This is a genomic window from Comamonas sp. Y33R10-2 (assembly GCF_019355935.1).
GTDB lineage: Bacteria > Pseudomonadota > Gammaproteobacteria > Burkholderiales > Burkholderiaceae_C > Comamonas.
Window position 1 is genome coordinate 2,690,202 of sequence record NZ_CP079925.1, and the last position, 12,007, is coordinate 2,702,208.

Consider the following 12,007-nt stretch of genomic DNA (forward strand, 5'->3'; position numbering starts at 1 on the left):
AATGAGGATCGACCATCTGATCAATGGCAAAAGTGTGGCCGGAAAAGACTACTTTGAAACCGTCAATCCTGCGACACAGGAGGTACTGGCCGAAGTGGCCAGCGGCGATGCTGCTGACGTGGACGCTGCTGTCTCTGCTGCCAAAGAAGCCTTTCCAAAGTGGGCCGGCATGCCCGCTACAGAGCGTGCCAAGCTGGTGCGAAAACTGGGCGATTTGATCGCCCAGCATGTGCCAGAGATTGCCCAGACCGAGACGAATGACTGCGGTCAGGTCATCGCTCAAACCGGCAAGCAGCTGATCCCGCGCGCTGCCGACAACTTCTACTACTTTGCCGAGATGTGCACGCGTGTAGACGGCCACACCTACCCCACGCCCACGCACCTGAACTACACGCTGTTTCACCCCGTGGGCGTGTGTGCGCTGATCTCGCCGTGGAACGTGCCCTTCATGACAGCGACCTGGAAAGTCGCGCCATGCCTGGCGTTTGGTAACACGGCCGTGCTCAAGATGAGCGAGCTCTCGCCCATGACGGCCGCCCGCTTGGGTGAATTGGCACTGGAGGCAGGCATACCCCCCGGTGTTCTGAATTTGGTGCATGGCTTCGGCAAAGATGCGGGCGAGCCACTGGTCGCGCACCGTGATGTGCGTGCGGTGTCCTTTACCGGATCGACCGCCACCGGCAACCGCATTGTGCAATCGGCAGGTCTTAAGAAGTTCAGCATGGAGCTGGGTGGCAAGAGCCCCTTCGTGATCTTTGATGATGCCGACTTTGAACGGGCGTTGGACGCCGCCGTGTTCATGATCTTTAGCAACAACGGCGAGCGCTGCACCGCAGGCAGCCGCATCCTGGTGCAAAAAGGCATTTACGCCAAGTTTGTCGAGCGCTTTGTGGAGCGCGCCAAGCGCATCACCGTGGGCGATCCGCTGGATGAGAAAACCATTGTCGGACCCATGATCAGCCAGGGCCATCTGGCCAAGGTGCGCCACTACATCGAGCTAGGTCAGAAAGAGGGTGCGAACATGCTCTGCGGTGGTCTGGATGCGCCCGTGGTGCCCGATCGCGTCAAGAACGGAAATTATGTGCTGCCCACGGTATTTGCCGATGTAGACAACCGCATGCACATTGCCCAGGAAGAAATCTTTGGCCCCGTAGCCTGCATCATCCCGTTCAGCGATGAGGCCGATGCCATCCGCCTAGCCAATGACATTCAGTATGGGCTGTCCAGCTATGTGTGGACCGAGAACATTGGCAAGGCCCACCGCGTGGCTGCGGCCGTCGAAGCCGGCATGTGCTTTGTCAACAGCCAGAACGTGCGCGATCTGCGTCAACCCTTTGGCGGCACCAAGGCATCAGGCACGGGCCGCGAAGGCGGCACCTGGAGCTATGAAGTGTTTTGCGAGCCGAAGAACGTGGCTGTGTCCATGGGCAGCCATCACATCCCCCACTGGGGCGCTTAAGACTCCGTGGCAAAGGCAACGAGAAACAAAATTGTTTCTCAATGGATAGCTTAAGGGATGAGAAACAAGGAGGCAGATCATGGGAAAGCTTGCACTGGCGGCCAAGATCACGCATGTGCCATCGCTCTATCTGAGTGAGCTTGATGGGCCGCGCAAGGGCACACGCCAGGATGCGATTGACGGGCTCAAGACCATTGGTCAGCGCTGTCGCGATCTGGGAGTGGATACGCTGGTGGTGTTTGACACGCACTGGCTGGTCAATGCCAACTATCACGTGCTGTGCGGGCCGCATTTTCAGGGGCTGTACACCAGCAATGAGTTGCCGCATTTCATCAGCCATATGCCGTATGAGTTCCCCGGCAATCCCGCGCTGGGAAAGCTGCTGGCGGCCGAGGCCTGTGCGCTGAATGTCGAGACTTTGGCGCATGACGCCACTACGCTCGAGCCCGAATACGGCACGCTGGTGCCCATGCGGTACATGAACGAGGACCAGCACTTCAAAGTGGTGTCCATCTCGGCTATGTGCATGGCGCATTACCTTAACGACAGTGCTCGTCTGGGCTGGGCTGTGCGACGTGCCGTTGAGGAGCAATTCGACGGCACGGTGGCCATTTTGGCCAGCGGCTCCTTGTCTCATCGCTTTGCGCAAAACGGCCAAGCGGCTGAGCAGGCCTTCAAGGTCTGGAGTCCGTTTCTGGAGCAGCTCGATCAGGAAGTCATTCGCCAGTGGAAAGCGGGTGAATGGCAGACCTTCTGCGGCATGTTGCCGGAGTACGCGGCCAAGGGCCATGGCGAAGGATTTATGCACGATACCGCCATGCTGATGGGTGCGCTGGGCTGGTCTGCTTATGACGGCAAGGCAGAGATCATCACGCCGTACTTCGGCGCATCAGGGACGGGTCAGATCAATGCCATATTCCCTGTGACTGCGCAGGATGGCAGGGCAGTGCCTGCGGCGCAGGCCAGCAGCGCTAACGCATCGGCCGCCATGGCTTCCAGACTTTGACAAGGATTTGACTCATGCCGCATGTCGTGATTCTCTACACCGGCAATCTGGAGTCCGATGCTGATGTGGGTGGGCTGTGCCGCAAGCTGGCCGACACCATGCTGACGGTGCGCTCTGAAGATGGCTCGCAGGTCTTTCCCACGGGCGGCACACGTGTGTTTGCCTACCCGGCTGCCCACCATGCGGTGGCCGACGGTGGTGCTGCTGGAATCGCTGCTGGAGGCGATGGTGACTATGGCTTTGTCTACCTCAATCTGCGCATGGGAACAGGGCGCTCTGTCGAGGTGAAAAAGCAGGCTGGTGATGCCCTGCTGCAATGCGCAAAAGACCATCTGCAACCCGTGTTCAAAAAGCGGCATCTGGGCTTGACTGTGCAGGTGGATGAATCCCCGGGTCAGGTCTATGACGGCAAGCACAGCAATCTGCATCCACTGTTTCAATGAGAGCCCCTGAGTCGCTTCGCGCCTTCCCCCAAGGGGGACGACACCTCTGGTGCGGGGCGCCCCTTCCTCGGTGTCCCGGATGGGCGTGTGCCAGGTTCACTGGCGGCGATAACGTAACGAGGGACTGATATGTTTACCCAAGAACTGATTGCACAATTGGCTCAGGAACTGGATGCAAGCGAGAAATCGCGCCAGCAGGTGGAGCATTTTTCCAAGCGCTTTCCGGGCATGACGATTGAGGATGGCTACCGTGTCTCTCGGGCCTGGGTGGGCATGCAGATTGCGGCGGGCCGCAAGGTCATTGGTCACAAGATTGGCCTGACATCGCGCGCCATGCAGATGGCCAGTCAGATTGACGAGCCCGATTACGGCACTTTGCTTGACTCCATGCTCTACACCGCCACACCTGGTGAAGTGTTGGAGATACCGGCATCCCATTTCATCGCACCCCGCGTTGAGGTGGAGCTGGCTTTTGTACTCAAGAGCCCACTGCGTGGCCCGTGTCTGGAAGGAGGGAAGAACCTGACGATTGAAGACGTTCTGGCTGCAACGGAGTATGTGACGCCAGCGATCGAAATCATCGACTCGCGTATCGAGCAGTTTGACCGCCACACCAAGGTCATGCGCAAGGTGTTCGACACCATCAGCGATAACGCTGCAAACGCCGGCATTGTGGTGGGTGCGCATCGCGCCGAACCAGCCGGTATGGATTTGCCTTGGTGCGGTGCCATCTTGCGCCAGAACGGCGTGGTGGAGGAGACGGGTCTGGCCGCAGGTGTGCAGGGCCACCCTGCCATTGGCGTGGCCTGGCTGGCGAACAAACTTGCGCCTTGGGGGGAGTCGCTTGAAGCCGGCCAGATTGTGCTGGCGGGCTCGTTTACGCGGCCTGTTGCGGCAAAAGCCGGTGATGCGTTTGAAGCGGATTACGGGGCACTTGGAAAGCTGAAATTTCGCTTTGTGTGATCGAGCTGTTTGGCGACAAATACAGCGATGAGGAGATGAGATGGCATTGCAATTACGGGACCCTGGCCTGCTGAAGAATCTGTGCTTGATAGATGGCCAATGGCTGGCTGCACACAGCGGTGAAACCATGGAGGTGAACAATCCGGCCACAGGTGATTTGCTGGCGCTCGTTCCCCATATGGCTGAGGTTGAAACGCAAACTGCGATTGACGCAGCAGAGCGTGCTTTTGCGCAGTGGCGGGCGAAAACGGCGGAGCAGCGTGCAGCGGTTTTGCAGCAATGGTTTGAGCTGTTAATGGCGAATCAGGAAGATTTGGCACTGATCATGACGGTAGAGCAGGGCAAGCCACTGGCGGAGTCGCGCGGCGAGATTGCTTACGCGGCATCGTATGTGCAGTGGTTTGCCGAAGAGGCGCGCCGCATTTATGGTTCCACCGTTCCTTCACCTTGGGGTGACAAGCGCATTGTGGTGAGCAAGGAGCCCGTGGGGGTGTGTGCAGCCATTACGCCGTGGAATTTTCCGGCGGCGATGATCACGCGTAAGGTTGCACCCGCGCTGGCTGCGGGTTGCACCATCATCGTCAAGCCCGCACCGCAGACACCGCTGTCTGCTCTGGCGCTGGCAGAGCTCGCGCAGCGCGCCGGTGTGCCAGCGGGTGTGTTCAGTGTTCTGACGGGCTCGGCGCGCTCCATTGGCGGCGTGCTGACGGCCAGCCTGGCCGTGCGAAAGCTGACCTTTACCGGCTCCACCGAAGTGGGGCGGGTACTGGCCCAGCAATGTGCTCCATCGCTCAAGAAAATGTCGCTGGAGCTGGGCGGTAACGCGCCCTTTATCGTGTTTGATGATGCCGATTTGGATGCTGCGGTAGAGGGCGCCATGGCGTCGAAATATCGCAACACAGGTCAGACCTGCGTGTGTGCCAATCGCCTGCTGGTGCAGGACAGCGTGCATGACACCTTCATGGCCAAACTCAAGGCCGCAGTGCTCACGCTGAAAGTGGGTAATGGCTTGGAGCCGGGTGTCACCCAAGGCCCGCTGATTGATAGCGCAGCCATCGACAAGGTGGAAGAGTTGGTGCAGGACGCCGTCAGCAAAGGCGCGGATGTCATCACCGGCGGCAAGCGCAGTGCGCTGGGCGGAAGCTTCTATGAACCGACCATTCTGGGCAATGCGCAAAGCCATATGCGTATCGCGAAGGAAGAAGTATTTGGGCCGGTGGCGCCAGTGTTTCGCTTCAAGACCGAGGCAGATGCAGTTCGCATGGCCAACGACACGGAGTTCGGTTTAGCTGCTTACTTTTATGCCCGCGATGTGGGGCGAGTCTGGCGCGTCGGCGAAGCGCTGGAATACGGCATGGTGGGCATCAACAGCGGCGTCATCAGCACGGCGGTAGCGCCGTTTGGTGGCGTCAAGCAATCAGGCATTGGGCGCGAGGGCGGGGCTGCGGGCATTGAGGAATATGTGAGCACAAAATATCTTTGTATTGCCCCCTGAGCGGCTACGCCGCTTCCCCCCAGGGGACGACATCGTCGCGGCGGGGCGGCCCTTGCTTGATGTCTTTGACTTAGTGCGCGCCAGTTTCAAATATTTGGTTCTTGTGAAAACTGTTATGCAAACACCTACCAACACCTTCAAATCCGCGATCGCATCAGGGCAGTCGCAGATTGGCCTTTGGCTGGGGCTGGGGAGCCCTTATTCGGCGGAAATATGTGCCGGCGCAGGCTTTGACTGGCTGCTCATTGATGGTGAACATGGGCCCAACGACACTTTGACGTTGCTGAGTCAGTTGCAGGCGATTGCGGCCTATCCGCAAACCCATGCGGTTGCGCGTATTCCCATGGGACATGGAGATTTGGGCGAGATGCTGATCAAGCAGTATCTGGACATGGGTGTGCAGACACTGCTGGTGCCCATGGTGGAAACTGGTGAGCAGGCTGCGCGCCTTGTGCGTGGATCGCGCTATCCGCAAGACGACGGCAAGGGCGGGATTCGCGGCATGGCCGGTGCACGTGCCTCGGGCTGGGGGCGTCGTGCCAACTACTACCATGAGGCCAATGCACAGGTCTGCATGCTGCTGCAGGTGGAGTCTGTGCAGGGGCTGAACAATCTGGATGCGATTGCAGCTACCGAAGGTGTGGACGGTGTCTTTATCGGCCCGGCGGATCTGTCTGCCGCCATGGGCCATGTGGGCAACCCCGGCCATCCCGGTGTGCAGGCGGCGATTGTCGATGCGATTGCACGGATTCGCAAGGCCGGCAAGGCGGCCGGCATTCTGACGCCCAATGAAGCGCTGGCTCGCAACTATCTGGCACTGGGTTGCAGCTTTGTCGCTGTGGGGCTGGATACGGGGTTGCTGGTGCAGGCGAGCAGCGCGTTGGCGAAGAAATTCAAAGACGTCCAACCAGTGCTGCCCAGCAGCACCTATTGATGTGTCGGGAAAGCAGAGGCCTTTCGCTTAACCGCCGTGTGGGCCACTTACATACAATCGAGCGAGCCCGCCCGCCTATTCACCCTTGCCATGACTTTGCACGACTCCACTCACGCCATTGAACCCATGCGCTCTTTTGCGCGTTCCCTGCCGATGGCCTTGCTCAAGGCACGTGAGTCGGTCATGGTGCGCTTTCGCCCCTCGCTGCGCACGCATGGACTGACGGAGCAGCAGTGGCGTGTGATTCGTGCCATGTCGGCTGCTGACCATCGGCTGCGCCCCATGGAGCTGTCGCAGGCGACCTTTATCAGCATGCCCAGTCTCTCGCGCTTGCTCAAGACGCTGGAAGAGCGTGCACTGATCAAGCGTGGCCGCCATGTGGCTGATTTGCGGGGCTCGGAGTTTGGTCTCACGCCGGCAGGCCACGCCATCGTGGCCGAGATCGCACCGCATTCCGAGCAAATCTATGCCGAGATTGAGCGTCTGGTGGGCACCAAGGAAATCGAGCAGCTGTACTACGTGCTTGAGCATGTGGTGCAGCGCCTGGGTCTGCCCGGCGAAGATGAGATGGCACCCGACTGATTTTTTCTACGGAGCCATGTCTTCATGAGTGCTGCAATTGCGGTCATCGACTTTGAAACCACGGGCATGTCGCCCAGCCAGGGCGACCGTGCCACCGAGGTGGCCATCGTGCTGCTGGAGCAAGGCCGCGTGGTCGATCGCTTTCAGAGCCTGATGCAGACCGGGGCTTGGGTGTCCCCTTTCATCACCGAGCTGACCGGTATCACCAACGAGATGCTGCGCACGGCACCACCGGCTGCACAAGTCATGCGCGACGCGGCCCGCTTTGTGGGTACTGCGCCCATGGTGGCGCACAACGCAGCGTTTGACAGCAAGTTCTGGCAGGCTGAATTGGAGCTAGCGGGCGAGCCCGCACCCCATCCCTTCGCCTGCACGGTGCTGCTGTCGCGCCGCATCTACCAGCAGGCGCCCAGCCATAGCCTTGGCAACCTGGCGCGCTATCTGCAACTGCCCACCACAGGCCGCGCTCACCGTGCCTTGGCCGATGCCGAAATGGCCGCAGCCCTGCTGGCGCGCATGCAGCAAGACCTATGCGCCCGCCACGCCTTGCCTTGGCCTGAACATGCGCTGCTGATGCAGCTGCAGCGCTGCACCAAGGCCAAGGCCAACGGCTGGTTGATGGAGCAAGCCGAACAAGGTCTACTGGCAATGCAAACAGAGGGTTGATAGGAGATAGGTCTGTAGTCTTTATAGATTAAGGACTTGTAGCTATCAAATTTAAAGAGTCTCGCTCGCAATCCCTTACCGTTTGTGACCGCTGAGGTTCACGTTGATAATTGGCTACGCCCTGCAGGAGCTTTTTGCCCTGCTGAAATTGAACTGTGGCGCGCCTTCAAGGTCGCCGTTTTGTGCTGTTAATTTCGTGAATTCTGCTTTGCCTACCTCTGTCTTGCGCCCGGCCTTGCCCTTTTCGCAGCGCGAACTTCGTGATGCTTTGGGGCAATTTGCCACCGGCGTGACCATCATCACGGCACGCAGCACACAAGGCCATGCAGTGGGCACCACCGTCAGCTCCTTTAATGCCGTGTCGCTTGCGCCTGCGCTGGTGCTTTGGAGCTTGGGTTTGCATGCCAACTCATTGCCGGTGTTTCAAGGCTGCACGCATTACGCAGTTCATGTGCTGTCTGCCGAGCAGCAATCGCTGGCTGAGTTGTTCGCACGCAAGGGCGCAGATCGCTTTAGTCAAACCGCGCACCATGATTCAGAGCATGGCGTGCCGCTGCTAGAAGGTTGCGCGGCGGTGTTTGAATGCCGCAATCTGCGCCAGCATGAAGAGGGCGACCACCTGCTCTTCATCGGCGAGGTAGAGCGCTGTGAGCACCATGCAGGCCTCAGCCCGCTGCTCTATCACGCGGGTCATATGCACAGCCACGGCATTCAGAAGTAAGCCTCTGCCTGACTAGGCAGCGCTACCTAGTCGGCTTGAACGATACCGATCCCTCCCGCTCGCTCTAGATTGCCTCGTATGCCTGCAGACCGCAGGACAAACGGCAACGCTTTGGAGAGACGTCATGATCGAGTGCGAAGACAGCATCAGCTATACACAAGCCCGGGTGACCGTCGCCAGCCATGCGGGTATTGAACTCAAGCGCATTTCCCCCGCCATTGGCGTAGAAGTGTCGGGCCTTGATCTGCGCCAGCCGTTGAGTGATGTGCAGGCGCAGGAGTTGCGTCAGGCGCTGGTTGCGCACAAGGTACTAGTGTTTCGCGATCAGAACATCACGCCGGCCCAGCATGTGGCGTTTGCCCGCCGCTTTGGTGATCTGGAGCATCACCCAGTGCTGCCTCAGCACCCCGAGCATCCTGAGTTGGTGCTGCTGGGCGGCAACAACAAGATTCCGGGTACCGAAAACGTTTATCACACCGATGTGTCTTGGCGCGAGACGCCTACTACGGCATCGGTGCTGCGCTGCGTGGAATGCCCCGAAGTAGGTGGCGATACGGTGTGGGTCAATATGGAATTGGCTTACGAAAAGCTGCCCGAAGCGCGTAAGCAGCAGATAGCCAAGCTTTTTGCCGTGCATGACATCCTGCCCTCCTTTGGCGCGCGCATGACGCCTGAAGAGCAAGCGCTGGCGCGTGGCAAATATCCGCCCGTGGTGCATCCGGTGGTACGCACCCATCCTGAAAGCGGCAAGAAAATTTTGTATGTGAACGAAACCTTCGTCACCCACTTTGCCAACTTCACATCGGACTTCAGCGGCTTTCGCTCGGCCAACGAGATTCACGCCCAGCAGCATGACCTGATGGAATATCTGCTGCGCCAGCCCGCTATTTTGGAGTACCAGATGCGTCTGCGCTGGCAGTCTAATACCATCGCCATGTGGGACAACCGTTCTACTCAGCACTACGCAGTTCAGGACTACTTTCCTGCGGTGCGCCGCATGCACCGGGCGACCGTTATTGGTGACAAACCGTTTTAACGAGGGGTTTAGCTACCTGCTGCAATCTTGTCTTGTAGAGTTCAACGCAGAGCGCAACTGCGTTGAACATCCAAACCAGCGAGGCAGAAAATGCAGCAGCAAAACTTTGATTACGACCTTCTTGTCATTGGCGGCGGCTCTGGCGGCGTGCGCGCTAGCCGCGTGGCTGCAGGGCTGGGCGCCCGTGTCGCAGTGGTGGAGTCTGCCCAGCTAGGCGGAACCTGTGTGAACGTCGGCTGCATCCCCAAAAAGCTGCTTAGCCATGCCGCACATTTCAGCCAGCTCGCTGATGAAGCGCGTGGCTATGGCTGGCAAATGGCCCAGCCTCAGTTTGACTGGCCCACGCTGATCACCAACAAGGACCGCGAAATTGAGCGCTTGAACGGCATTTATGAGGGTATGTTGACGGGCGCAGGCATCACCGTCATTCGTGGCCATGCGGCGCTCTCGGGCCCGCATAGCGTGCTGGTCAATGGCCAAAGCATCAGTGCCCGCCATATTTTGATTGCCGTGGGCGGAACACCTCACCTGCCGAATATTCCGGGTGTTGAGCACGCCATCAGTTCCAACGAAGCTTTCCACCTCAAGCAACTGCCGCAGCGCGTTGTGGTGGTGGGCGGCGGCTATATCGCCGTCGAATTTGCCTCCATCTTTCACGGTCTGGGTGCGCAGACGACTTTGCTGCACCGCAGCCAGCAACTGCTGCGCGGCTTTGATGCCGACCTAGGCTTGCACTTGGCGCAAGAGATGGCGCAGCAGGGTATGAGTTTCCGCTGGAACGAGGAAATTCAGTCCATAGACAAGCAAGCCGACGGCCTGCACTTGCAACTCAAAAGTGGCGAGCAGTTGGTGGTGGATTGCGTGATGTACGCCACCGGCCGTGTGCCCCATACCGAAGGGCTGGGCCTTGACGTGGCGGGCGTGCACCGCACTCACAAGGGGGCGGTGGAGGTTGATTCACGCTTTACCACCAACGTTCCATCCATTCATGCCGTGGGCGATGTGGTCGATCGCATGGCGCTAACCCCTGTGGCGCTGGCCGAGGGAACGGTGGTCGCGCATCACCTCTTTGGCAAGGGCGGCAAGCATGCGCCTGATTACGAGTTGATTCCTACCGCCGTGTTCTCGCACCCGCAGATCGGCACCGTGGGCTTATCTGAAAAGGTGGCCCGCGAGCGCTTTGGTGCGGTGCAAATTTTTAAAAGCAGCTTTAGGCCGCTGACCAACCGCATGGGGGCCGAGCCTGAGAACGTTTTCCTCAAACTCATCGTATCCAAAGCCGATCAGCGTGTGCGCGGCGTGCATATGGTGGGCGAGGGCGCGGGCGAGTTGATGCAAGGCTTTGCTGTGGCGCTGCAGTGCGGCGCAACCAAGCAGCAGTTTGATGCGACGATTGGCATTCATCCCACGGTGGCCGAGGAACTGGTGACGATGCGAGAGCCGGTTCGGGAATAAAGCGGAAATGAAAAATGGGCCTTTTAAAGGCCCATTTTTTATAAAACGCTTGCAGAGTGCTTATCAATTAAAGACTTGTTGCTATCAATTGATGAGTTTCATGAGTCACGCTGATCAAGCTGCTTACGCAGCGCTCATCAAGAGGTGACTCTTGCGTCCGGCAGCTCGATCTTGACTTCAAGCACTTCCAGATTTTCTTGGCGCTCCAAGTGCACTTTGATGTCCTCAGGATTGATGTCCACATATTTGGAAATCACGGCCATCAGCTCTCTTTGCAGGGCAGGCAGATAGTCTGGCTTACTGCCTTCACTGCCACCCACACGCTCACGCGCCAAAATGATTTGCAGGCGCTCTTTGGCGACCGATGCAGACTTTTTCTTTTCACCGAGCAAAAACGACAACATCGACATCCGGTTTACCTCCCACCAAACATACGCTTAAAGAAACCGGGTTTAACCGCTTCCGTAAAGCGCATAGGCTTTTCTTCACCCAAGAAGCGCGACACCACATCCTGATAGGCCTCGGCCACATCCGTGCCTTGCATGTGCACGGCGGGAATACCTTGGTTTGAGGCTTGCAGCACGGTCTCGGACTCAGGAATCACACCAATTAGATCGATGCGCAAAATGTCCTGAATGTCTTCCAGCGACAGCATCTGACCGTCTTCCACCCGGTTGGGGTTGTAGCGGGTGATGAGCAGGTGCTCTTTAATGGTCTCGCCCTTCATGGCGCGGTCGGTCTTGGAGCCGAGCATGCCCAAAATGCGATCCGAGTCACGCACGGATGAGACTTCGGGATTTGTGACGACCAGCGCTTCTTCAGCGTAGTGCATGGCCATCAGCGCGCCGCTTTCAATGCCAGCGGGTGAGTCGCAGACGATGTAGTCGAAGTCCATGGCGGACAAATCGTCCAGCACTTTCTTCACGCCTTCTTGCGTCAGAGCGTCTTTGTCGCGCGTTTGCGATGCGGCCAGCACAAATAGGTTGTCACACTGCTTATCTTTGATCAGTGCCTGATGCAGATTGGCTTCGCCCTGAATCACGTTGATCAAGTCATAGACCACGCGGCGTTCACAGCCCATGATCAGGTCGAGGTTGCGCAGACCCACGTCAAAGTCAATAACAGCGGTCTTGTGGCCGCGCAATGCGAGTCCGGATGCGAAGCTGGCGCTGGTGGTGGTCTTGCCGACACCGCCTTTGCCAGAAGTCACTACGACAATTTTGGCCATGTTTGCACGATTCCTTAAA

Annotated in this window: 13 protein-coding genes; 11 read left to right on the forward strand and 2 right to left on the reverse strand. The window is 58.5% G+C overall.

Features of this window, described 5'->3' with window-relative positions:
- Position 1: 1 nt before the first annotated feature.
- The 11 genes from hpaE to gorA all read left to right on the forward strand — a co-directional run bounded on the left by hpaE (position 2) and on the right by gorA (position 10,760).
- Entirely contained in the window at positions 2-1,459 is a 1,458-nt protein-coding gene (hpaE, locus tag KUF54_RS11960; protein ID WP_219343042.1) for a 5-carboxymethyl-2-hydroxymuconate semialdehyde dehydrogenase, read from the forward strand.
- A gap of 79 nt (positions 1,460-1,538) precedes the next feature.
- Positions 1,539-2,465 (forward strand): 3,4-dihydroxyphenylacetate 2,3-dioxygenase, encoded by a 927-nt coding sequence (hpaD, locus tag KUF54_RS11965; protein WP_219343043.1) that lies wholly within the window; start codon positions 1,539-1,541, stop codon positions 2,463-2,465.
- A gap of 14 nt (positions 2,466-2,479) precedes the next feature.
- A complete protein-coding gene (locus tag KUF54_RS11970; RefSeq protein ID WP_219343044.1) occupies positions 2,480-2,908 on the forward strand; it encodes a 5-carboxymethyl-2-hydroxymuconate Delta-isomerase in 429 nt (142 codons plus the stop codon).
- Between the two features lie 129 nt (positions 2,909-3,037).
- Positions 3,038-3,871 carry a 2-oxo-hept-4-ene-1,7-dioate hydratase gene (gene hpaH, locus KUF54_RS11975; protein WP_219343045.1) on the forward strand — a complete coding sequence of 278 codons (834 nt, stop codon included), beginning with the start codon at positions 3,038-3,040 and terminating at the stop codon, positions 3,869-3,871.
- 40 nt (positions 3,872-3,911) lie between these two features.
- Positions 3,912-5,366: an NAD-dependent succinate-semialdehyde dehydrogenase gene (locus KUF54_RS11980; RefSeq protein ID WP_219343046.1), complete on the forward strand. Its 1,455-nt coding sequence runs from the start codon at positions 3,912-3,914 to the stop codon at positions 5,364-5,366.
- Between the two features lie 115 nt (positions 5,367-5,481).
- Entirely contained in the window at positions 5,482-6,300 is an 819-nt protein-coding gene (locus KUF54_RS11985; protein ID WP_219343047.1) for an aldolase/citrate lyase family protein, read from the forward strand.
- Positions 6,301-6,390: 90 nt separating this feature from the next.
- Positions 6,391-6,882 carry a homoprotocatechuate degradation operon regulator HpaR gene (gene hpaR, locus KUF54_RS11990; protein ID WP_219343048.1) on the forward strand — a complete coding sequence of 164 codons (492 nt, stop codon included), beginning with the start codon at positions 6,391-6,393 and terminating at the stop codon, positions 6,880-6,882.
- Positions 6,883-6,906: 24 nt separating this feature from the next.
- Positions 6,907-7,548 carry a PolC-type DNA polymerase III gene (locus KUF54_RS11995; RefSeq protein ID WP_219343049.1) on the forward strand — a complete coding sequence of 214 codons (642 nt, stop codon included), beginning with the start codon at positions 6,907-6,909 and terminating at the stop codon, positions 7,546-7,548.
- 196 nt (positions 7,549-7,744) lie between these two features.
- On the forward strand, positions 7,745-8,269 hold the full coding sequence (locus tag KUF54_RS12000) for a flavin reductase family protein (protein WP_219343050.1): 525 nt from the start codon (positions 7,745-7,747) through the stop codon (positions 8,267-8,269).
- Between the two features lie 124 nt (positions 8,270-8,393).
- Positions 8,394-9,305, forward strand: coding sequence for a TauD/TfdA family dioxygenase (locus tag KUF54_RS12005; RefSeq protein WP_219343051.1), 912 nt, complete (start codon positions 8,394-8,396; stop codon positions 9,303-9,305).
- A 90-nt stretch (positions 9,306-9,395) separates the two neighbouring features.
- A complete protein-coding gene (gene gorA, locus KUF54_RS12010) occupies positions 9,396-10,760 on the forward strand; it encodes a glutathione-disulfide reductase (RefSeq protein ID WP_219343052.1) in 1,365 nt (454 codons plus the stop codon).
- Between the two features lie 137 nt (positions 10,761-10,897).
- Here the strand turns inward: gorA and minE are convergent, their stop codons facing one another.
- Together minE and minD are read right to left on the reverse strand one after the other, a co-directional pair.
- Positions 10,898-11,170, reverse strand: coding sequence for a cell division topological specificity factor MinE (gene minE / locus KUF54_RS12015; RefSeq protein ID WP_219343053.1), 273 nt, complete (start codon positions 11,168-11,170; stop codon positions 10,898-10,900).
- Positions 11,171-11,175: 5 nt separating this feature from the next.
- On the reverse strand, positions 11,176-11,988 hold the full coding sequence (minD, locus tag KUF54_RS12020; protein ID WP_219343054.1) for a septum site-determining protein MinD: 813 nt from the start codon (positions 11,986-11,988) through the stop codon (positions 11,176-11,178).
- Between the last annotated feature and the right edge of the window lie 19 nt (positions 11,989-12,007).